Here is a 20,784-nt window from a genome sequence, read left to right on the forward strand (position 1 = left end):
GTTGGGCTACCACTCGGGCGCCAGCGCCCTCGCACCTGGAATACCATGCTGAAATTTGCCGCCGCCGCGATTGTGGCGACCCTGTCGTTGTCGAATACCGCCTTCGCTCAAGATCAGGACGGACCGATCGTCACCGGAAATCGGGGCGCCGAAACCGCTGACGCCCTGAAGGTGCGGGAGGCGATCGCCTATGCGAATCCGCTTCCGCGCGGCGCGCCGACGCAGGATTATCCGCTGGTGGCCTGGTGCGATGCGCTGGTCACGGGGCATGCGGATCTGGGCGAGACCCTGACTGACCGTACGCCTGAGGACGTCGAACTGGTGCGACTGGGACGACTGGAAGCGCAGGATTTCCGCAGTGCTCTGGCGGCGGCAGAGCCGCGCCAGACGGCGGCGGCCAAGGCTGCGGCGCAACAGGCGGCGGCGGCTGTGAAGGCTCAATGGGCGCCCCTGTTGGCCAGCGAGGACGAAGCGGCGCGGAGCCAGTCGTTTGGGCTGTTCTATGGTCTGCCGGGGCGGTGCGAGCATGCCGCCCGGCGTATTCGGAATAACATCACGACGCCGCCGGCGACCCCGGCCGAAGTCGGGCTTGAGGCGCCGGCGCCCGCCAACTGATCGGCAGACGATGGACTATGGAACGGCGGTCTGAGCCTCTGCTCAGGCCGCCGTTTCGCGTCTGGCGGCGTAGGGGTCGTAGTTGAGGATGGGGGCCAGCCAGCGTTCGCAGGTCGCCACGTCCCAGCCCTTGCGCCGGGCGTAGTCCTCGACCTGATCCAGATCGATCTTGCCGACGCCGAAATAGTGGCTGCCCGGATGGCCGAAATAGAGGCCCGAGACCGAGGCGGGAGGCGTCATGGCGAAGCTTTCCGTCAGGGCCATGCCGGCGTTGGTTTCGGCCTGGAGCAGGCGGAACAGGGTGGCCTTTTCCGTATGGTCGGGCTGAGCCGGATAGCCGGGGGCGGGTCGAATGCCTTGATATTGTTCGGTGATCAGGTCGTCGATGCCGGTCGACTCGTCGGCGGCGTAGCCCCAGAGCTGGGTGCGGACTTCCTTGTGCAGCCGCTCGGCGAAGGCCTCGGCCAGACGGTCGGCCAGGGCCGTGGCCAGGATGGCGGAATAGTCGTCGCCCGCGTCCTTGAACCGTTTGGCGATCTCCAGCTCGCCATGGCCGGCGGTGACGGCGAAGGCGCCGATATAGTCCTCGCCCTGTTCGGCGATGAAGTCGGACAGAGCCAGGTTCGGCTTGCCGTTCGACTTCTTGATCTGCTGGCGCAGGGTGTGGAACCGGGCGATCTCGGCGTCCCGGCCCTCGTCGGCGAAGACGATGACATCGTCGCCGTCGGCGCGGGCGGGCCAGAAGCCGACCACGCCCTTGGCCGTGAACCACTTCTCGTCGATGATCCGCGTCAGCATGAGCTTGGCGTCCTCGAACAGGTCGCGCGCGGCCTCGCCGACGATCTCGTCCTCCAGGATCAGCGGATAGCGGCCGATCAGCTCCCAACTGGCGAAGAAGGGGGTCCAGTCGATGTGGTCGGCCAGGTCCTGCAGATCCCAGGCGTCGAAGGCCTTCACGCCGATGAAGGACGGCTTGCCGGGCATGGGCTGGGTCGGGTCGATGCGGAAGCGGTTCTCGCGCGCCTGAGCCAGTGTGGCGCGCGCCTTGACCTCCTGGCCGCGGGCGTACTGCTCGCGGATGCGGATATATTCGTCGCGGGTGGCGGCTTCGTTCTTGGCGCGCTCGGTCTTGGACAGCAGGCCGGAGACCACGCTGACGGCGCGCGAAGCATCGACGACATAGGTGGTCGAACCCCGGCGATAGGCGGGCTCGATCTTGACCGCCGTGTGAGTGCGGCTGGTGGTGGCCCCGCCGATCAACAGGGGGATGTCGAAGCCGCGCCGCTCCATCTCGGCGCCGACGAAGACCATCTCGTCCAGCGACGGGGTGATCAGGCCGGACAGGCCGATGATGTCGACCTTGTGCTCGACGGCGGCGTCCAGGATCCGGTCGGCCGGGACCATGACGCCCAGGTCGATGACCTCGTAATTATTGCACTGGAGCACGACGCCGACGATGTTCTTGCCGATGTCGTGGACGTCGCCCTTGACCGTGGCCATCAGGATCCGGCCCGCCTGTTCGCGCGGCTTGCCGGCCTTTTCAGCCTCCATGTAAGGCTCCAGCCAGGCGACGGCCTGTTTCATGACGCGGGCGGACTTCACCACCTGCGGCAGGAACATCTTGCCTGAGCCGAACAGGTCGCCGACCACATTCATCCCGTCCATCAGCGGACCTTCGATGACGTGCAGGGGCCGGTCGAATGAGAGGCGGGCTTCTTCCGTGTCGGCGTCGATATATTCGGTGATGCCGTTGACCAGGGCGTGGGCGATGCGGGCGGCGACCGGCTGATCGCGCCATTTCAGATCGACGACGCGGGCGACGCCCTTGTCGCCCTTGTAGTTGGGGGCGATGTCGACGAGGCGTTCGGTGTTGGAGACGTTCGTCCGCTGCGGACGGTTCAGGATCACGTCCTCGACCGCCTCGCGCAGGGTCGGGTCGATGTCGTCATACACCGGCAGGTCGCCGGCGTTGACGATGCCCATGTCCATGCCCGCCTGGATGGCGTGATACAGGAAGACGCTGTGGATCGCCCGGCGCACCGGCTCGTTGCCGCGGAAACTGAACGAGACGTTCGACACGCCGCCGCTGATCCGGGCGTAGGGCAGGGTGGTCTTGATGACCTTGACCGCCTCGATGAAGTCGACGGCGTAGTTGTCGTGCTCCTCGATCCCCGTCGCCACGGCGAAGATATTGGGGTCGAAGATGATGTCCTCGGGCGGGAAGCCGACCTCGTTGACCAGGATGTTGTAGGCGCGGGTGCAGATCTCGATCTTGCGGGCGGCGGTGTCGGCCTGGCCCACCTCGTCGAAGGCCATGACCACGACGGCGGCGCCATAGCGCAGACAGGCGACGGCCTGTTCGCGGAACTTGGCCTCGCCCTCCTTCATGCTGATCGAGTTGACGATGGGCTTGCCCTGGACGCACTTCAGGCCCGCCTCGATCACCTCCCATTTGGAGCTGTCGATCATCACCGGCACACGGGCGATGTCGGGCTCGGCCGCGATCAGGTTCAGGAAGGTCCGCATGGCGACGGCGCCGTCCAGCAGGCCCTCATCCATGTTGATGTCGATGATCTGGGCCCCGGCCTCGACCTGTTGCCGGGCGACGTCCAGGGCGGCCGAATAGTCGCCTTCGACCACCAGCTTGCGGAATTTGGCCGAGCCGGTGACGTTGGTCCGTTCGCCGACGTTGATGAAGGTGGGTCTCATGACTGTCCTCCCTCTCCCATTGGGAGAGGGCTTGAGCGCACGGCGGCGAAGCCGTCGTTCTGGCGCGAAAGGGTGAGGGATAGGCGGTGCGAGTTGGCCCACCGGAGAACCCTCATCCGGCCCTGCGGGCCACCTTCTCCCAATGGGAGAAGGAAAGAACGCGTCGCCATCACGCCACCATCTCGAAGGGTTCGAGCCCCGAGAGCCGCAACGCCACCGGCCTTTCGGGGATCGCGCGGGGCTTCAGCGGGGCGACCTCTTCGGCGACGTGCTTGATGTGGTCCGGCGTGGTGCCGCAGCAGCCGCCGACGATGTTGACCAGGCCCGACGCCGCCCATTCCTCAATGAAGTGCGCGGTCTCGTGCGGTTCCTCGTCGTACTGGCCCATGGCGTTGGGCAGGCCGGCGTTGGGATAGGCGGCGACCAGGGTGTCGGCGACGCGGCTGAGTTCGGCGATGAACGGCCGCATCAGGTCGGCGCCCAGGGCGCAGTTGAAGCCGACCGCGAAAGGCTTGGCGTGACGCACGCTGTTCCAGAAGGCCTCGGCCGTCTGGCCCGACAGGGTGCGGCCCGAACGGTCGGTGATGGTGCCCGAAATCCAGATGGGCAGGGCGTCCATGCCCTCGTCTTCCAGGTCCTTGATCGCCTTGATCGCGGCCTTGCAGTTCAGCGTGTCGGTGATGGTTTCGATCAGATACAGATCGACGCCGCCCTCGTTCAGCGCCTTCACCTGATGGCGATAGGCCTCATAGACCTGGTCGAAGGTCACGCTGCGGGCGCCGGGGTCGTTCACGTCGGACGACATGGACAGCATCTTGTTCAGCGGGCCGATGGAGCCGGCGGCGAAGCGCGGCTTGTGCGGCTCCTTTTCCGTCCAGCGGTCGGCGGCGGCGCGGGCCAGTTTGGCGCCTTCCAGATTGATGTCCCACACCGCCTGGGCGTCCAGGGCGTAGTCCTCCTGGGCGATCGTGGTGCCGGAGAAGGTGTTGGTCTCGGAGATGTCGGCGCCGGCGCCGAAATACTGGTCGTGCAGGTCCGAGATGATGTCGGGGCGGGTGATGCAGAGGATGTCGTTGTTCCCCTTCATCTGGTGCGCCTCGTCATAGCCGTTGGCGGCGACGAAGCGGTCGGCGCGGAAGTCGGCTTCGGACAGGCCGCGACGCTGGATCATCACGCCCCAACTGCCGTCGAGAACCAGGATGCGTTGCTTGGCCGCCTGGTGCAGGGCGGCGATGCGTTCGGCGCGGGTGAGGGGGGAGGTCATTACGCCACGGCCTTGGTTTCACGCACGCCCAGCACGCGGCAGATCGCATAGACCAGATCGGCGCGGTTCAGGGTGTAGAAGTGGAAGTCGGAGAAGCCTTCTTCCTGCAGACGGGCGCAGGTTTCGGCGGCGACCGAGGCGGCGAGGAGTTTGCGCGTCTCGGGATCGTCGTCCAGCCCGTCGAAGTGAGCCTTCAGCCAGTCGGGGATGCTGGTCCCGCAGGCGCCGCACATCCGGGTCAGGCCGGCGAAGTTGGACACCGGCATGACGCCGGGGATCAGGGGAATGGCCACGCCCGCCGCCCGAACCCGGTCGCGGAAGCGCAGGAAGGCGTCGATGTCGAAGAAGAACTGGCTGATGGCGCGGGTGGCGCCGGCGTCCACCTTGGCCTTCAGCACATCGATGTCGTGGTCGATGGAAGGGCTTTCAGGGTGTTTTTCGGGATAGGCGCCGACTGTGACGTCGAAACCGCCGACGCGACTGATGGCGGCCGTCAGTTCGGTGGCGTTGGCGTAGCCGTCGGCGCGGGGTTGATAGACGCCGCCGATGCCGCCGCCGCCGGGAGGATCGCCGCGCAGGGCGACGATATGATCGACGCCGATGGTCTTGTAGCCGGCGATGACCTCATCGACCTCGTCGCGGCTGGCCTCGACGCAGGTCAGGTGGGCGGCGGGTCGCAGCGCGGTCTCGGCGATGATGCGCTGGACGGTGCGGTGGGTCCGTTCGCGGGTCGAGCCGCCAGCGCCATAGGTTACGGAGACGAAGGCCGGGTTCAGCGGCTCGAGGCGACGGATCGCCGTCCACAGATTGGCCTCGGCCTCGTCGGTCTTGGGCGGGAAGAATTCGAAGGAGACGCGAACGGCGTCCTGGTTCGAGCCGGCGCGGGCCACAGGGCCCAGCGGCGACAGCAGCAGGGCGCGGGCTTCGGCGAGATTGGTCGAGGACGCAGCCATCATGCGGTCTTTCTGGCCTGGGCCAAGGGTGCGGCGACGGGGCGTTCCGCGGTCCAGATTGTTACGGTGAGGCCCTCATTGTCGGGCGGCAGGGCGACGGGCGGGGACGGCGCCAGACCGCTGTCGGTCAGCCAGCCGTTGATCTCCTGATCCGCGAAGCCCAGGCGGCGATGCTGATGCGCCTCGCGCATATGTTCGAAGCCGTGCGGGGCGAAATCGACGATCACCAGCCGGCCGCCGGGGCAGACCAGGCGTGCGGCTTCGGCGACGGCGGCGAAGGGGTCGGCCAGATAGTGCAGGACCTGGTGGACGATCACCAGATCGGCGCTGGCGGCGGGCAGGCGGGTGGCGAAGATGTCGCCGTGGCGCAGCTCGACCTTGTTCAGGCCCGCCTTGGAGACATTGGCGCGGGCGATGTTGAGCATATTCTGGCTCAGATCCAGCCCGACAGACATCTTGGCCTTCTTGCCGAACAGGGTCAGCATCCGGCCTGAGCCGGTGCCCAGATCGACGACGCGTTTGAACGGGCCGGGGCCGACGGCGGCTTCCAGCGCCGCTTCGACGGCGCTCTCGCTGACATAGAGAGAGCGCAGTCGGTCCCACTGGGGGGCGATCTGTTCGAAATAGGATTCGGCGGCCTGCTGGCGATCCTTCTGGACCTCGCTCAACCGACGATGATCGGCCTCTCCGGCGTCGTCGGCGAGAATGTCCAGCACGGTGTCGATCAGCCGGCGGGCCTGGGCGTCGTGCGACAGGCGGTAGTAGACGCGAGCGCCGTCCGGAAACCGCTCGATCAGGCCGGAGTCGGTCATCAGCTTCAGATGGCGTGAGACGCGGGGCTGGCTCTGGTCGAGAATCCGCGACATCTCCATGACCGAAAGCTCTTCGCTGGCCAGCAGCGAGAGGATGCGCAGGCGAGTGGGTTCGCCGGCGGCGCGAAGGGCTTCGACAGTCTGGTCGGCGGTTAAACTCATCCGATCATATAAAGATATCCTTATATGATTTGGCAAGCAAAAACGACCTCGTACATGGCGCGACGGGAAAGCTTCAGTCCGCCGTTTAAGGACACGCAATCCCTTTGGAGTGGTTCTATGCGTAGTCTCCTGATCTCCACCCTCGCCCTCGTCGCCGCCGGGCCGGCCCTGGCGCAGAGCGATTTTCCCGAGCCGCCGATGGGCGGGCAGATGTCCGGCCCGCCGCCGATGGGGGGGATGCGTCCGCCGGAGCGCGAGACCCTGGCCGAAATGAAGACGCGGATGAGCGGGATGTTCGACCGCATCGACGCCAATCATGACGGCGTGATCAACGCGTCGGAACTGGCCGGTTCGCCGGGCGGGCGGATGCTGAGACGTGCCGACGCCGATGGAAACGGGCTCATCACCAAGGCCGAAATGGAAGCCGGCGCCGAGACCATGTTCAAGGCCATGGACAAGAACGGCGACGGCGTCGTCACGGCCGATGAACGCCCGCAGCTGGGCCGCCGACCTGACTGAATCACGCGACCGGCGTCTTCAGCGGCTGGCCCGAGAAATGCGCCTGAAGATTTTGCATCAGCAGCATCAGCATGCCCTGCACCCCGGCGGTCGTCGCGCCGGCGGTGTGGGGCGTCAGGACAAGGTTCGGCACATCGGCCCAGCGTGATGGCGCGGTCGGCTCATCAATGAAGACGTCCAGGGCGGCCTGGCCCAGGGCGCCGGATTTCAGCGCGGCGATCAGGGCGTCCTCGTCGATCACCTGGCCGCGCGAGACATTGACCAACAGGCCGTCGGGGCCCAGGGCCTCGAGCACTTCGCGCGAGATCAGGCCGCGATTGGTGTCGTCGGCCTTGCAGGCGACGACCAGGATGTCGCTGGCCTTGGCCAGGGCCAGCAGGCTGTCGGCGCGGGGCCATTCGGCGTCATGGGGGCGGGGGCCCCACCAGGCGACTGCCATGCGGAAAGGCTCGGCGCGGTCGGCGACCGCCTTGCCGATTGCGCCCAGGCCGACGACGCCCAGTTTCTGGCCGCCGACGGAGGCGGTGATGGTCCGGGTCTCTGCGGTCCAGCCGCCCGACCGGACCTGACGGTCCCCCGCGACGATCTGGCGGCGTGCAGCCAGGATCAGGCCCAGGGCGTGATCGGCCACGTCTTCATGATTGACGCCCGGCGCATGGGTGACGGGCAGGCCGCGTTCACGGCACCAGTCGATGTCGATCCCATCGTAACCGGAGGTGAAACAGGCGATCAGGTCGAGAGCGGGGAGTTGTTCGATCAGCGCCTTGTCCAGCGGCGCCTCGCCGGCGACGATCAGGGCGCGGATGTCGTGGGCGGCCTCGATGGGCGGGCCTTCCCAGAAGCGGTAGACGTCATAGGCGCTCTCAAGCAGTGGCGAGAGCGGGGAGAGATGCCGCTGCATGATGAGAACGGCGGGGCGTTGGGTCATGGTCGGACCTCCACAATTGCCTCGCCGGCGGTCAGCTGGGCCACCACGCGGGGCCAGTCGCGCCGCACGATGGCGTAGAGTTCGTCGTTCGAACAGTTTCCGAGGTTGAGGTGGACAAGATGCTGACGGCCGGCGTTACGCTGCGCCAGCAAAAGGAAGTCCTTGTCCTTGCTGACGACGACCGCCCCTCGTGACGCCGCCAAGGCCCAGATTTCCCGGTCGCCTGCCGTGGCCAGCCCCATCAATCTGACGTGTTCGACCTCATGATCGAATGCGGTGATCACATCGATCAGGCGGACGGGCAGGTTCTGATCGAGCAGGAATTTCAAGCCGCAGCGGCCGCCACCGAATGATCGAGCGCCCGCGCGGCGTAGGTCAAGGCGGCCCGCAGGTCGTCGGCTTCCAGTTCTTCGTAGTCGGCAAGGATCTGGGCCTCGGTCATCCCGGAGGCCAGCCAGCCGAGAATGTCGTGCACCGCGATACGCATGCCCCGGATGCAGGGGCGACCGGCGCGTTTGCCGTCTTCGATCGTGATGCGGGACAGAAGATCGTCGCTCATGTCCCGCATCCTATCACAGATCAATCAGCGCCCGAACTTCTGGTGCTGGATGCGCTTGGGGATGATGCTGTCGGCGCCCAGGCGACGCATCTTGTCCTGTTCGTAGGCTTCGAAATTGCCCTCAAACCATTCCACATGGCCGTCGCCTTCGAAGGCGAGGATGTGGGTGGCCAGACGGTCCAGGAACCAGCGGTCGTGGGAGATGACCACGGCGCAGCCGGCGAACTCTTCCAGGGCCTCTTCGAGGTTCTGCAGGGTTTCGATGTCCAGGTCGTTGGTCGGTTCGTCGAGCAGGATCAGATTGCCGCCCGAGGCCAGGGTCTTGGCCAGGTGCACGCGGTTGCGTTCACCCCCCGAGAGCTGCCCGACCTTCTTCTGCTGGTCGCCGCCCTTGAAGTTGAAGCTGCCGACATAGGCGCGGGTGTTGATCTCTCGCTTGCCGACCATCATCACATCTGTGCCGCCGGAGATGGCCTGCCAGATGGTCTCGTCCGGCTTCAGGTCGTCGCGCGACTGGTCGACATAGGCCAGTTTGACGGTCTCGCCGACCTTGATCGTGCCGCCGTCGGGGGTTTCCTGACCGGTGATCAGCTTGAACATGGTCGATTTGCCGGCGCCGTTAGGGCCGATGACGCCGACGATGCCGTTGGGCGGAAGTTTGAAGGTCAGATTGTCGAACAGGGTCTTGTCGCCATAGGTCTTGGCCAGGCCTTCGACTTCCAGCACGACATTGCCCAGGCGGGGGCCGGGCGGGATCTGGATGTGGGCGTGGGTCTGGGCGCCGCGCATCGATTCCTGTTCCTCGACCATCCGCTCATAGGCGGCCAGACGGGCCTTGGACTTGGCCTGACGGGCCTTGGCGCCCGAACGGACCCATTCCAGTTCGCGGGTGAGGGCGCGCTGGCGAGCTTCCGATTCCGACTGTTCCTGCACGACGCGCTTGGTCTTGGCTTCCAGCCATGAGGAATAATTGCCCTCGTGCGGGTGGCCCTTGCCGCGGTCCAGCTCCAGCGTCCATTTGGTGACGAGGTCCAGGAAGTAGCGGTCGTGGGTCACCAGGATGACGCAGCCGGGGAAGTTTTCCAGGTGGTGCTGCAGCCAGGCGACGGATTCGGCGTCCAGGTGGTTGGTCGGTTCGTCGAGCAGCAGCATGTCGGGCTTGGACAGCAGCAGGCGGGCCAGGGCCACGCGGCGCTTCTCACCGCCGGACAGGTTGGTGACTTCCCAATCGTCGGGCGGGCAGCGCAGGGCGCCCATGGCCATTTCGATGCGGCTGTCGATGTCCCAGACGTCGCCGGCGTCGATCTTTTCCTGGAGAGAGGTCATCTCCTCCATCAGCTCGTCGGTGTAGTTCTCGCCAAGTTCGGCGGCGACGGCGTTGAAGCGGTTGACCCACTGCTTCTCTTCGCACCAGGCCTCGACGTTCTCGCGGACGTTCAGGCTGTCGTCGAGCTTGGGCTCCTGCTCCAGATAGCCGCGCTTGATGCCGTCGGCGGCGCGGGCCTCGCCCGTGAACTCGTTGTCCAGGCCGGCCATGATCTTCAGCAGGGTGGATTTACCCGAGCCGTTGACCCCGACGACGCCGATCTTGGCGTCGTTATAGAAGCTGAGCCAGATGTTTTCGAAGATCTTGCGGCCGCCGGGGAAGGTCTTGGTCAGACCCTGCATCTGGAAAATATATTGCTGCGCCATGAGGTGCGGTTTCGCCCTTCGGGTTTCGTCGGATGGGGAGGTTTGGGCGGATGTAGCGATCCTGAGGCGAGAGAGCAAATGAGGCGAAGACATGCGCAAGCGCCTTCGCCGGTTTGGGGCGAAGTTGGGGAGGGCGTGGGACGCCGGGTCTGCACCCGGGGTTTGGAGTTTTAATTGCCGTTTCGGCGCAGTCGTCGTCCCACGCGGTCGTTTTCCACACGCGCTCCGGCTGGCGGCCCTAGCCTTCGAGCCTTGCCGGATCGGCGGGCCGCCTTGCGACGGCTTCGCCGGGGCGGACATGCCGACGTAGGTCGACAGCGGTCCGCTTTCCTAAGCGTGCGGCGAGCAGGAGACGGCATCCATCGCCGCCCCTAAGGACCCCGGCGGTCTCCATCCCGCCGGCTTCATCGCTCGACCACAGCCCCGCCGCCGTCGGGGCGCTGGATCCGACGCCCTCCCCATCGGCGGGGATGGGAGGAGGTTACGCGCGTTGGCTGCTATGGCGCGGAAGTCGGGGTGAGATTCTTTTAGAGCGTTGAAATTGTTCGAGACGGACCAGCGTCATTGTGCGCGCCGGGTCATGTGATCGACCGTAACAGACCTTCCCCCGCTTGCGGGGGAACTGTCAGGCCGTGGCGCGTAGCGACACGCCTGACGATGGGGGAAGTTTTCTAGTTCGAGCAAGACTTCCCCTCCGACCCTGGTCCGCTGCGCGGACGCCGGGCCACCTCCCCCGCAAGCGGGGGAGGGTCTGCTGCTCCGGTGGTGGTGATGACCACGCCAGCGTCTGGCGCCGAGTCGCCCCCTCCGGGCGCTCGTTGACGCTCCCGCCTGTCCTCCCAGTCGGCCCTCGCCGACGGGGAGGTGAGCGAGGCGGCGGCGGTCAGGCGTCGGCGGCTTGGCGTGCGGCCTGCAGGACGGCCTGGAGGGCGGAGGGTTCGATGGGTTTGCGCAGGACGCCGTCGGCGCCGGCGGCCATGTAGCGGGCCACGTCCTCGTCAAACACATTGGCGGTGAGCATATGGATCGGGAGGCCGGGACGGCCCGCGGCGGCCTCGGCGGCGCGGATGGCGGTCACGGCCTCTACGCCGTCCATGACCGGCATCATCACGTCCATCAGCACCAGGTCGAAGTGCTCGGCGGCGACGGCCTGGACCGCCTCCTGCCCGTTCTCGACCAGGACCAGGTCCAGACCGAAGGCCTGGAACAGGAGGGTCAGCAGCTTGCGATTGGCGGGATGGTCCTCGGCGGCGAGGACGCGGAGCGTGGTGGAAGCCTCGACCGCGCCTTGGGCGGCCAGCCCGGCGTCCGCAGGCCGAACGGTCGGGCATGGCGCGGGCTCGGCTGTGAAACGGACCCAGAAGACAGCGCCTTGCGCGCCGTTTTGCGGCTTGGCCGCGCGGACGCCGAGGGCGCCGCCGAGCGCCTGGGCGGAAGCGCGGCACAGGGCGAGGCCCAGGCCGGCGCCCCCGGCGGCGCGACCGAGGGCCAGTTGTTCGAAGGGTTCGAAAATCCGCTCGCGCTGATCCTTCGGCACGCCGGGGCCCTGGTCGTGAACCTCGAGATCAAGGTCGATACGGCCGTCGGCGGCGGGCAGGGCGCGGGCCAGGATGCGGATGGTCCCGGACGGCGTCAGCTTCAGGGCGTTGGATAGATAGTTGATCAGGATCTGTTCGACCCGGGCCTCGTCGGTCAGGACCAGGAAGTCCCCGCGCCGGCCCTGGAGTTCGACCTCGAGCCTGAGACCCAGTTCGTCGACGCGGGCGCGCCAGACGCGGGCGACCGCCTCGATCCGGGCGGCGACATCGACGGGGGCGAGGCGAAGATCGACCTGGCCCGATTCGATCTTGGAGATGTCCAGGGCGCCGTTCAGCAGGCGAAGCAGCATGCCCCCGGCCTCGGCCATATCGTCGATGACGGCGGCCTCGGCCTTGGGACGGCGACGGCCGCGCAGGACTTCGGTCAGGCCGAGGATGACGTTCAGCGGGGTGCGGACCTCGTGGCTGATCATGGCCAGGAAACGGGACTTGGCCTTGTTGGCCCGTTCGGCGGCGGCGCGGTTGACCTCGGCTTCAGCCAGGGCGGCGCGAAGCTCTCGCGAGCGTTCCGTGACCGCGATCATCAAGTCGATGGCGTCGCGGTCGCTACGCCACTGACGCCAGGCGGCGGCGCTGACGCCCAGGACGAACAAGGCCACGGCGCCCAGAAGGCGGGGGTCAGAACCGACCTGATACGAGGCGATCACCATGACGGCGATCGACGGTGGCAGAACGGCGGCGACGAAGCTTGCGCGGCTGATATGGACCTGATGGGCGCCGACCATCAGATTGCCGGCCAGAAGCAGGCGAAGATAATTGAGATGCTCCGGTTCGGTCCGCCAGGCGGCGAGAATGAACAGGGCGTTGTGGCTGGCCAGACAGAGGGTGACGATTTCTGCGGACAGGCGGAACCTGCGGGCCGCGCCTGGGGCGTCGGGTCGCGCGCGGGCGGTCTGAACCGCGTGCCAGAGCGGGACATAGAGACCGAACTGGAAGACCGCGAAATTCGCCGCCCATCCCCATCCCAGCACCCAGAAGGTCAGGATCACGATCGCGGCGATGGTGGCCAGCCGGACCGGGAACATGTCCCGATACCGGTCGGCATAGGCTTTTAGGTAATCTGTACTGTCGGCCACTACGCCAAGTCCCCACTTCAAGCGTGGCCATAAACCAGGGAGTTTAACGAGGCATCAATCGTGAGGGTTTCAGCCCACCTTCACCCGCGTCGCCGCCTCGGGCAGGTCCTCGCCGAAGGCGCGCTGGTAGAACTCGGCGATGGTGGGGCGTTCCAGTTCGTCGCACTTGTTGAGGAAGGTCAGGCGGAAGCTGAGCGCCAGGTCGCCGCCGAAGATGATGGCGTTCTGGGCCCAGGTGATGACGGTGCGGGGCGACATGACGGTGGAGATGTCGCCGTTCATGAAGGCGTTGCGGGTCATGTCGGCAACGCGGACCATGGCGGCAATGCGACGGCGGCCCTCGGCGTCCGACCATTCGGGCACCTTGGCGGAGACGATCTCGGCCTCGACGTCGTGGTCGAGGTAGTTCAGCGTCGTGACGATGTTCCAGCGGTCCAACTGGGCCTGATTGATCTGTTGCGCGCCGTGGTACAGGCCCGTGGTGTCGCCCAGGCCGATGGTGTTGGTGGTGGCGAACAGGCGGAAATGCTTGTTCGGGCGGATGACCCGGTTCTGGTCCAGCAGGGTCAGGCGGCCCTGGGCCTCGAGCACGCGCTGGATCACGAACATGACGTCGGGGCGGCCGGCGTCATATTCGTCGAACACCAGGGCGACGGGGCGTTGCAGCGCCCAGGGCAGGATGCCCTCGCGGAACTCGGTGATCTGTTTGCCGTCCTTGAGGACGATGGCGTCCTTGCCGATCAGGTCGATACGGCTGACGTGGCTGTCCAGGTTGACGCGGACCAGGGGCCAGTTCAGGCGGGCGGCGACCTGTTCGATATGGGTCGACTTGCCGGTGCCGTGATAGCCCTGGACCATGACGCGGCGGTCGAAGGCGAAGCCGGCGCAGATGGCGATCGTGGTCTGGGGATCGAAGCGATAGGCCTCGTCGATCTCGGGTACATGGCTGTCGCGCTCTGCGAAGACGGGCACGGTCATGTCGCTGTCGATCCCGAAGGCCTCGCGCAGGGTCACGCGGCGGGCGGGTTCGAGCGTCAGCAGGGGATCGGGGAGGGCGTCGAGCAGGGAGGTCATGCCTCCATCTAGAGGCGCCGCGCGCGCGGCTCAACACGCGCGCGGCCCTTCCGGCGGTTATTTCGCGCTGAGGCGAACATCCACATTGCCGCGCGTGGCGTTGGAGTAGGGGCACACCTGGTGGGCTTTCTCGATCAGGTCGTCGATGACGGCCTGGTCCAGGCCGTGGTCGGTGACGGTCAGATCGACGTCGAGGTTGAAGCCCTCGCCCTTGCTGTTCTTGCCGAAGCCGATCCCGGCGGTGATCTTGGTGTCCGGACCGACCGGGGTTCCGGCCTTGCCGCTGACCAGACGCAGGGCGCCGAGGTAGCAGGCGGCGTAGCCTGTGGCGAACAGCTGTTCGGGATTGGTGCCGTCGCCGCCCTTGCCGCCCATTTCCTTGGGGGTGGACAGTTTGACCTCGATCTTGCCGTCGTCGGTGGCCGAGCGGCCGTCTTCGCGGCCGCCGCCGGAGGCTGTGGCCTGGGCGCGATACAGAACTTCCATGGTGGGCTCCTGTGGATTGGGAAGGCTTCAGATGGGGACTTAACGGGAGACGGGAAGGGGGCGTTGCATCCGCGCCCTAGCCTTTGGGGGGCGACGCGGGCTAAAGCACGATTTCGGGGCGCGTCGTCGGAGTACGCAGTGAAGATTGCCGAACGCTGGTTCGTATGGGCGGGCATGGTTCTGCTGGGCGGCATCGCCCTGGCGGGGTTGGTGGTCGCCGTCTATGCGGCATGGCTGTTTCATGACCTGCCGGACGCATCCGAGCTGGCCGATTACCGGCCGCCGACGGCGACGCGGGTCTATGCAGGCGACGGCACCCTGATCGGCGAGTTCTCGGACGAGCGGCGAATCTATGTGTCGTATGACCAGATTCCCGAGACCGTCGTGCAGGCCTTCCTGGCCGCCGAAGACCGCAACTTCTTCCAGCACGGCGGGATCGACGTGGGCGGCATCGGCCGGGCCTCGATCAAGAACGTCTTCAACCTGGTGCAGGGGCGCCGGCTGGAGGGCGGATCGACGATCACCCAGCAGGTGGCCAAGAACGTCCTGCTGACCAACGAATCGAGCCTGAACCGCAAGCTGAAGGAAGCCATCCTGGCCAATCGCCTGGAGGCGACCCTGTCCAAGGAGCAGATCCTCAACCTGTATCTGAACGAGATCTTCCTGGGCTATCGCTCGTTCGGCATCGCCTCGGCCGCCTATAATTATTTCGGCAAGTCGTTGGCGCAGCTGACGCCGGACGAGGCGGCCTTCCTGGCGTCCCTGCCCAAGGGGCCGAACAATTATCACCCCAAACGCCACCCCGGCGCGGCCAAGGGGCGGCGGGACTGGGTGCTGGGCGAGATGGAGCAGAGCGGCTGGCTGACCGAGGCGCAACTGGTCGAGATGCGCGCCCGGCCGCTGGCCACGCGCGATGCGCCGCAGCGGTCGGAATACAAGGACGCCGACTTCTTCGTGGAGGAGGCGCGGCGTCAGGCGGCGGCCAATCCGGACTTTGGAGCGCAGCTGCGCGCCGGCGGCTTCTATATGCGCACCACCCTGGATCCGACGCTGCAGACGGCGGCGCGCCAGGCCCTGATGCAGGGTCTGGAGAATTATGACCGGCGCCACGGCTGGCGCGGGGGCTGGGGCACGACGGACTTCGCCGAGGGCTGGCAGGCCGCCGCCCTGAAGGAACAGGCGCCGCCCGAACGCCGCACCTGGCAGGCCGCCGCCATCGAGAGCGTCAGCGGGAACAATGTCCGCATCCGCACCGCCAAGGACGACGAGAGCGGGACCCTGATCGCCGCCGACGCCGCCTGGGCCAACGCCAACAAGCAACTGCGGCGCGGCGAGCTGATCTTCGTCGAGAAGAAGAACGGCCAGTTCGCGCTGAAACAGGTGCCGCGCGTCAATGGCGCCCTGGTGGCGATCGAGCCTCAGTCGGGCCGGGTGCTGGCCATGGTGGGGGGCTATTCCTACGCCCTGTCCAGCTTCAACCGGGCGACCCAGGCGAAACGCCAGCCCGGGTCGGCGTTCAAGCCCTTCGTCTATTCGACGGCGCTGGAGGGTGATTTCACCCCGGCCTCAATCGTGTTGGACGCCCCGATCAGCTTCGCCGGCGGGGCCAACGGCCAGCGCTGGACCCCCGAGAACTACAGCCGCGAATATTACGGGCCGCAGAGCCTGAGGCGCGGGCTGGAGCTGTCGCGCAATGTCATGACCGTGCGTCTGGCCGAGGCCGTGGGCATGAAGAAGATCGTCGATCAGGCGGATCGGATGGGGATTCCCGGCCTGACGCCGAACCTGTCGGTGTCGCTGGGCGCCGGCGAGGTGACGCCGCTGGAGATCACGGCCGCCTATTCGGCCTTCGCCAACGGCGGGCGCCGGATCACGCCTTATCTGATCGACTATGTGCAGGACCGCGACGGCGAGACCATCTTCCGCGCCGACAACCGCAGCTGCCGCGACTGCGGCCGGGGCTTCTCGGGCCAGGAGTCGCCGCGTCTGCAGCCGCGCGGAACCCAGGTGATCGACCCGATCACCGCCTATCAGATGAGTTCGATGCTGGAGGGCGTGGTCCAGCGGGGCACCGCCGCCAGCGCCCGCGGCCTGGGCCGTTGGGTCGCGGGCAAGACCGGCACGACCAACGAGTACCGCTCGGCCTGGTTCGTCGGCTTCACCACGGACGTGGTGGTCGGTGTCTTCATCGGCTTTGACGACAACCGTTCGCTGGGATCGGGCGAGACCGGCACGACGGCGGCGGTGCCGGTGTTCATCGACTTCATGCAGACGGCGCTGAAGGAACGGCCGGCGCGGCCGTTCGTGCGGCCCAAGAACGCCGTCTTCCGCACCGTGAACGGGATCGAGGAAGCCTTCCGCCCCGGCACCGAACGCCAGGCCCCGGCGCCGACCCAGGCGCCGACCCAGCCGGTCGGGCCGCAGAATTATTACGACGTCGTCCGTCGTGAACAGGAGGCCGCCGCCGCCGCCGCCGGCGCCAACGCCCCGCCGCCGCCCGCCGCCGCGCCGCCGCCGAAGAAGGCGCCGGCTGAGGACTTGAGCGGACTGTACTGAGGCTCTAGGTAGGCCCTTCGAACGGCGCGTCCTCGTGGCGCGCCGTTCTTCATTGTTCCTGCCCTATCGTGAAGCCTGCGGGCTTCACTGCTTGAGGGCCTTGTGTCGCTGGGAGATTGCGATGAGACCGGATGTCGAGGCCATGAAGGCCGACATCGAGCAGAGCGTCGCTCTGCTCAGGAGGCGTCTTTGACTGGGATGTCGCTCTAAGAAAGCTCGATGAGCTGAATGCGCGGGTCGAGGATCCGACGCTGTGGGACAAGCCCGACGAAGCCCAGGCCGTCAGCCGCGATCGCTCGCAGCTGGAAGCCAAGATCAACACCGTCAAGGCGATGGAGCAGGACCTCGAGGACGGGGTGATGCTGGCCGAGATGGCGGATGAGGAAGGCGACGAGGGTGCGCTGGAAGATGCGCGCGCGTCGCTGCGCGGCATCAAGGACCGTGCGGCGCGGGCCGAGCTGGAGGCCCTGCTGTCCGGCGAGGCCGACGGCAACGACGCCTATCTGGAAGTCAACTCCGGCGCCGGCGGCACCGAGTCGAACGACTGGGCCGGGATGCTGCTGCGGATGTATTCGCGCTGGGCCAAGGCGCACGGCTATGAGGTCACGATCGAGGCCTATGAAGAAGGCGAACAGGCGGGGGTCAAGTCGGCCACCATCCTGGTCGCCGGGCCCAACGCCTATGGCTGGCTGAAGTCGGAATCGGGCGTGCACCGTCTGGTGCGGATCAGCCCCTATGACGCGGCGGCCAAGCGGCACACCAGCTTCGCCTCCATCGGGGTGTCGCCGGTCGTGGACGACACGATCGAGATCGACATCAATCCGTCCGACGTGCGCACCGACACCTATCGCGCCTCGGGCGCCGGCGGTCAGCACATCAACAAGACCGACTCAGCCGTGCGCCTGACCCACGTTCCGACCAATACGGTCGTGGCCTGCCAGGCCGGCCGGTCGCAGCACCAGAACCGCGAAATGGCGTGGAAGATGCTGCGAGCGCGCCTGTACGAGCTGGAGTTGCAGAAGCGCGAGGCGGCGGCCCAGGCCCTGGCGGACGCCAAGACCGACATCGGCTGGGGTCACCAGATCCGATCCTATGTGCTGCAGCCGTATCAGATGGTGAAGGACCTGAGGACCGAGGTCGAGACCTCGGACACCCAAGGGGTGCTGGACGGCGATCTGGACGCCTTCATGGGCGCGGCCCTGGCGGCGCGGGTCGGCGAGACGCGCGGATCGAACGTGGACTGAAGGCCTCCTCCCCATCCGTGATGGGGAGGAGACGTTTCGTTCAGACCGCGGCCTTTTCAGCCGGCTTGTCGGACGAGGCGTCCGACGCCGAGGCGACGATCACCGGAGCCGGCGACGCGGGGCTGGCGATGGGCGCAGGCGCCGCTTGCGGCGCGACCGGGGTGACGGCGGCGGGCGCAGGGGCCTGGCGCTGGCCCTGGGCGACGCGGCCCTGGAAGAAGGCGCCGACGTCGATCGACAGCTGTTCGGCGGTGATGTCGCCGTCGACATAGGCGGTGGCGACCAGTTTGACCTGTTTGCCCTGGACGCCGCCGACGATACGGCCGCGCACCTCGATATAGTCGGCCTGGACATTGCCCTCGACCGCGCCGGTCTCGCCGACGATCAGGCGGCCGACGCGCACGTCGCCCTTGACCTGGCCGTCGATCTGAAGGTCGCCGGCGCCGGAGACATTGCCTTCGAACACGAGGTCCGACGACAGGGTCGACAGGCCGCGACCGCTCGGGACCGGCGAGGGCGTGGGCGTGGAAGGGGCCACGCCGGCGCGGGGCGCGGACGGCATGTCCGGCAGCGGCGGAATGACGGGCGCGCTCGGCCGAGGCGAAGGCGCCGGGGCGGGGGTTTTATTGGTCTTGTTGAACAAGTTGATCTCCTGCTCTGAGGAAGCGTGCGGGGTTCTGGGGTCGGCCGTTCAGCCAGACTTCGTAATGGAGGTGGACGCCGGTGGAGCGGCCCGTCGTGCCCATGGCGCCGATGCGTTGGCCGAGCGCGACCGACTGGCCGGGCTTGACCCCCAGGACGTTGAGATGGGCGTAGCGCGTCTTGAAACCGCGTCCATGGTCTAGCTCGACAGTATTGCCATAGCCTGAACGAACGCCAGCGAAGGACACGACGCCGGGGGCGGTGGCGTAGATCGGCGTGTTCAGGGGGGCGGCGAAGTCCTGGCCCTGATGGATGGCGGGGCGGCCGTTGAACGGATCGAAGCGAACGCCGTAGCCGGAGGTGGTGCGCGCCTGGGTCGGGCGTTTGAACGGCAGGCCCTTGGCGGCGTCGGTCAGGGCCCGCATCTCATGCAGATTGGTGGCGGCGTGGCGAATTCGGATGGCGAAGGGTTCATCCACGTCGAGGATCGCCGCCAGGGCGCGGGGATCGCGCGCCTCGACCAGCGGACCGCCCAGGGGGCCGGAGGCGGCGACATAGGCGGAAGGGTTGAGGCCGGCCAGGCGGAAGGCGACGCGCAGCCGCTCGGCCCGGGTCTGGGCGAAGTCCTCGGCGCGGTCCAGCAACCGTTCCTGGTCGAGGTGGACCGCCAGGATCCGCTGGATCGGGGGAGCGGACGCAGGGATGGGGGTCGGGGCCAGGGCCTTTTCCGCCCCTTCGACGCCGTGGAAGTCGGCCATGACATTGGTCAGGGCGGCGTGGCGCCGCTCGATCATCGCCGCGGTCTGCTCCAGCGATCCGTTGGCGGCCGACATGCGCACCACGGCGCTTTCCAGCCGGGCCTGAAGATCGGCGTTGAGGCGTTCGGAGGCGGCGCGGGCGCGGATGACCTCGGCGTCGGACCGGTGCTGGGCGATCAGGTCGAACAGGAAGGCGCCGGAGGCCATCAGCGACCAGCCCAGGGCGGCGACGGCCATAAGAGCGATCATCACCTGTCGCCGGGCGGTCAAGGCGAAGGCGCGGATGTCGTCATGGCTGCGCAGGTACAGGTAGCGCACCGGCAAGAAACGTTCGTGCCAGGATGGTTCCTGCGATTGTTCTTGCACACTCATAAGCAACGCCCCCACGTCGAGGTGAGGTTTATCCGGTGCAACGATGACACGGGCAAGACTGTTTAGCGCCCGTTAACCACGATTATGGCGCTAAGAGGACGTTATCACGCGATTGTTGATTGAGACTCGCGCTCGAAGGGAATTCGAGAATCGGCTTTTCAACCGGCTGGGTGTCGGGGCGGCGTGGAGCCGTCAGCCGAGGGCGCGGGCGGCGTCCAGAACGGCGGCGGCGTGGTCGGCCACCTTCACATTGCGCCAGGCCTTGGCGACCCGACCGTCGGCGTCGATCAGGAAGGTGGCGCGTTCGATCCCCATATATTCGCGGCCGTAGAGTTTCTTCTCCACCCAGACTCCCCAGGCCTCGCAGGCGGCGCCGTCCTCGTCAGAGGCCAGGGTTACGGCGAGGTCGTATTTGGCCTTGAACCTGTCGTGCTTCTTTACCGTGTCCTTGGACACGCCGATGACGGGCACGCCCAGGGCGGCGAAGTCGGGCGCGAGAGCGGTGAAGTCCTGAGCCTCGCGGGTGCAGCCGGTCGTGTCGTCCTTGGGATAGAAATAGACCACCGCAGGCTTGCCCTTGAGGGCGACGAGGGAGACCCGGCCGCCGTTGTCGGTCGGCAGGTCCAGGGCGGGAGCGGGCTGGCCTTCGGCAGCGGACATTTCATACTCCGAATGGGTCCGGCGAAAGCCGGGGCTGGTTCTGTCGCGCGACAATACGTCGGATCAGGCGCAGCGGACGCCTAGCCCGGCGAAGCTTGCGAAGCC

General features: G+C 67.0%; 18 protein-coding genes. 4 read left to right on the plus strand and 14 right to left on the minus strand.

Annotated features, from left to right (window positions below):
- Nucleotides 1-45: 45 nt before the first annotated feature.
- Nucleotides 46-615: a hypothetical protein gene (locus ACW170_RS11765; protein WP_492086850.1), complete on the plus strand. Its 570-nt coding sequence runs from the start codon at nt 46-48 to the stop codon at nt 613-615.
- A gap of 42 nt (nt 616-657) precedes the next feature.
- Here the strand turns inward: ACW170_RS11765 and metH are convergent, their stop codons facing one another.
- From metH to ACW170_RS11785, 4 genes are all read right to left on the minus strand, one after another.
- A complete protein-coding gene (gene metH / locus ACW170_RS11770; RefSeq protein WP_492086851.1) occupies nt 658-3,324 on the minus strand; it encodes a methionine synthase in 2,667 nt (888 codons plus the stop codon).
- Between the two features lie 169 nt (nt 3,325-3,493).
- A complete protein-coding gene (locus ACW170_RS11775; protein WP_492086852.1) occupies nt 3,494-4,588 on the minus strand; it encodes a homocysteine S-methyltransferase family protein in 1,095 nt (364 codons plus the stop codon).
- Complete coding sequence (metF, locus tag ACW170_RS11780; RefSeq protein WP_492089173.1) at nt 4,588-5,541, minus strand: methylenetetrahydrofolate reductase [NAD(P)H]; 954 nt, start codon at nt 5,539-5,541, stop codon at nt 4,588-4,590. The genes ACW170_RS11775 and metF overlap by 1 nt, the downstream gene beginning before the upstream one ends.
- Nucleotides 5,541-6,515, minus strand: a complete 975-nt coding sequence (locus tag ACW170_RS11785; RefSeq protein ID WP_492086853.1) for an ArsR/SmtB family transcription factor — start codon at nt 6,513-6,515, stop codon at nt 5,541-5,543. The genes metF and ACW170_RS11785 overlap by 1 nt, the downstream gene beginning before the upstream one ends.
- Before the next feature lie 117 nt (nt 6,516-6,632).
- Between ACW170_RS11785 and ACW170_RS11790 the strand changes: the two genes are divergently transcribed.
- Nucleotides 6,633-7,034, plus strand: coding sequence for an EF-hand domain-containing protein (locus ACW170_RS11790; protein ID WP_492086854.1), 402 nt, complete (start codon nt 6,633-6,635; stop codon nt 7,032-7,034).
- Between the two features lies 1 nt (nt 7,035).
- Here ACW170_RS11790 and ACW170_RS11795 read toward each other — a convergent pair whose 3' ends face one another.
- The 7 genes from ACW170_RS11795 to ACW170_RS11825 form a co-directional block, all read right to left on the minus strand.
- On the minus strand, nt 7,036-7,962 hold the full coding sequence (locus ACW170_RS11795; protein ID WP_492086855.1) for a 2-hydroxyacid dehydrogenase: 927 nt from the start codon (nt 7,960-7,962) through the stop codon (nt 7,036-7,038).
- Nucleotides 7,959-8,291: a DUF5615 family PIN-like protein gene (locus ACW170_RS11800; protein WP_492086856.1), complete on the minus strand. Its 333-nt coding sequence runs from the start codon at nt 8,289-8,291 to the stop codon at nt 7,959-7,961. The genes ACW170_RS11795 and ACW170_RS11800 overlap by 4 nt, the downstream gene beginning before the upstream one ends.
- Nucleotides 8,288-8,521 (minus strand): DUF433 domain-containing protein, encoded by a 234-nt coding sequence (locus ACW170_RS11805; protein WP_492086857.1) that lies wholly within the window; start codon nt 8,519-8,521, stop codon nt 8,288-8,290. The genes ACW170_RS11800 and ACW170_RS11805 overlap by 4 nt, the downstream gene beginning before the upstream one ends.
- Nucleotides 8,522-8,545: 24 nt before the next feature.
- Nucleotides 8,546-10,213 carry an energy-dependent translational throttle protein EttA gene (ettA, locus tag ACW170_RS11810; RefSeq protein ID WP_492086858.1) on the minus strand — a complete coding sequence of 556 codons (1,668 nt, stop codon included), beginning with the start codon at nt 10,211-10,213 and terminating at the stop codon, nt 8,546-8,548.
- Between the two features lie 883 nt (nt 10,214-11,096).
- Entirely contained in the window at nt 11,097-12,887 is a 1,791-nt protein-coding gene (locus ACW170_RS11815) for a response regulator (RefSeq protein ID WP_492086859.1), read from the minus strand.
- 69 nt (nt 12,888-12,956) lie between these two features.
- The gene (cobS, locus tag ACW170_RS11820; RefSeq protein ID WP_492086860.1) at nt 12,957-13,961 is read right to left on the minus strand and encodes a cobaltochelatase subunit CobS; all 1,005 of its coding nucleotides are present in this window, start codon (nt 13,959-13,961) and stop codon (nt 12,957-12,959) included.
- A 57-nt stretch (nt 13,962-14,018) separates the two neighbouring features.
- Complete coding sequence (locus tag ACW170_RS11825; protein ID WP_492086861.1) at nt 14,019-14,447, minus strand: organic hydroperoxide resistance protein; 429 nt, start codon at nt 14,445-14,447, stop codon at nt 14,019-14,021.
- 138 nt (nt 14,448-14,585) lie between these two features.
- On the opposite strand from ACW170_RS11825, the gene ACW170_RS11830 reads away from it, so the two are divergent.
- A complete protein-coding gene (locus ACW170_RS11830) occupies nt 14,586-17,003 on the plus strand; it encodes a penicillin-binding protein 1A (protein WP_492086862.1) in 2,418 nt (805 codons plus the stop codon).
- 121 nt (nt 17,004-17,124) lie between these two features.
- Nucleotides 17,125-18,247, plus strand: a protein-coding gene (prfB, locus tag ACW170_RS11835) for a peptide chain release factor 2 (RefSeq protein ID WP_492086863.1) whose coding sequence is annotated in 2 segments (ribosomal slippage) — nt 17,125-17,193 and nt 17,195-18,247 — 1,122 coding nt in all. Because the reading frame shifts where the segments join, the coding sequence is not laid out codon by codon here.
- 40 nt (nt 18,248-18,287) lie between these two features.
- Here prfB and ACW170_RS11840 read toward each other — a convergent pair.
- The 3 genes from ACW170_RS11840 to ACW170_RS11850 form a co-directional block, all read right to left on the minus strand.
- The gene (locus ACW170_RS11840; protein WP_492086864.1) at nt 18,288-18,890 is read right to left on the minus strand and encodes a bactofilin family protein; all 603 of its coding nucleotides are present in this window, start codon (nt 18,888-18,890) and stop codon (nt 18,288-18,290) included.
- On the minus strand, nt 18,871-20,019 hold the full coding sequence (locus tag ACW170_RS11845) for a M23 family metallopeptidase (protein WP_492086865.1): 1,149 nt from the start codon (nt 20,017-20,019) through the stop codon (nt 18,871-18,873). The genes ACW170_RS11840 and ACW170_RS11845 overlap by 20 nt, the downstream gene beginning before the upstream one ends.
- Nucleotides 20,020-20,211: 192 nt before the next feature.
- The gene (locus ACW170_RS11850) at nt 20,212-20,679 is read right to left on the minus strand and encodes a peroxiredoxin (RefSeq protein ID WP_492086866.1); all 468 of its coding nucleotides are present in this window, start codon (nt 20,677-20,679) and stop codon (nt 20,212-20,214) included.
- Nucleotides 20,680-20,784 lie beyond the last annotated feature (105 nt).

It is taken from the genome of Brevundimonas sp. FV2ps16 (genome assembly GCF_058681075.1).

What these genes read in the sequence shown, in the direction of transcription:
- ACW170_RS11775 (WP_492086852.1), bottom strand. Translation starts at nt 4,588, where the DNA reads ATGACCTCCCCCCTCACCCGCGCCGAACGCATCGCCGCCCTGCACCAG.
- ACW170_RS11825 (WP_492086861.1), bottom strand. Translation starts at nt 14,447, where the DNA reads ATGGAAGTTCTGTATCGCGCCCAGGCCACAGCCTCCGGCGGCGGCCGC.
- ACW170_RS11765 (WP_492086850.1), top strand. Translation starts at nt 46, where the DNA reads ATGCTGAAATTTGCCGCCGCCGCGATTGTGGCGACCCTGTCGTTGTCG.
- ACW170_RS11795 (WP_492086855.1), bottom strand. Translation starts at nt 7,962, where the DNA reads ATGACCCAACGCCCCGCCGTTCTCATCATGCAGCGGCATCTCTCCCCG.
- ACW170_RS11845 (WP_492086865.1), bottom strand. Translation starts at nt 20,019, where the DNA reads ATGAGTGTGCAAGAACAATCGCAGGAACCATCCTGGCACGAACGTTTC.
- ACW170_RS11785 (WP_492086853.1), bottom strand. Translation starts at nt 6,515, where the DNA reads ATGAGTTTAACCGCCGACCAGACTGTCGAAGCCCTTCGCGCCGCCGGC.
- ACW170_RS11850 (WP_492086866.1), bottom strand. Translation starts at nt 20,679, where the DNA reads ATGTCCGCTGCCGAAGGCCAGCCCGCTCCCGCCCTGGACCTGCCGACC.
- cobS (WP_492086860.1), bottom strand. Translation starts at nt 13,961, where the DNA reads ATGACCTCCCTGCTCGACGCCCTCCCCGATCCCCTGCTGACGCTCGAA.
- ACW170_RS11805 (WP_492086857.1), bottom strand. Translation starts at nt 8,521, where the DNA reads ATGAGCGACGATCTTCTGTCCCGCATCACGATCGAAGACGGCAAACGC.
- metF (WP_492089173.1), bottom strand. Translation starts at nt 5,541, where the DNA reads ATGGCTGCGTCCTCGACCAATCTCGCCGAAGCCCGCGCCCTGCTGCTG.
- ACW170_RS11790 (WP_492086854.1), top strand. Translation starts at nt 6,633, where the DNA reads ATGCGTAGTCTCCTGATCTCCACCCTCGCCCTCGTCGCCGCCGGGCCG.
- ettA (WP_492086858.1), bottom strand. Translation starts at nt 10,213, where the DNA reads ATGGCGCAGCAATATATTTTCCAGATGCAGGGTCTGACCAAGACCTTC.
- metH (WP_492086851.1), bottom strand. Translation starts at nt 3,324, where the DNA reads ATGAGACCCACCTTCATCAACGTCGGCGAACGGACCAACGTCACCGGC.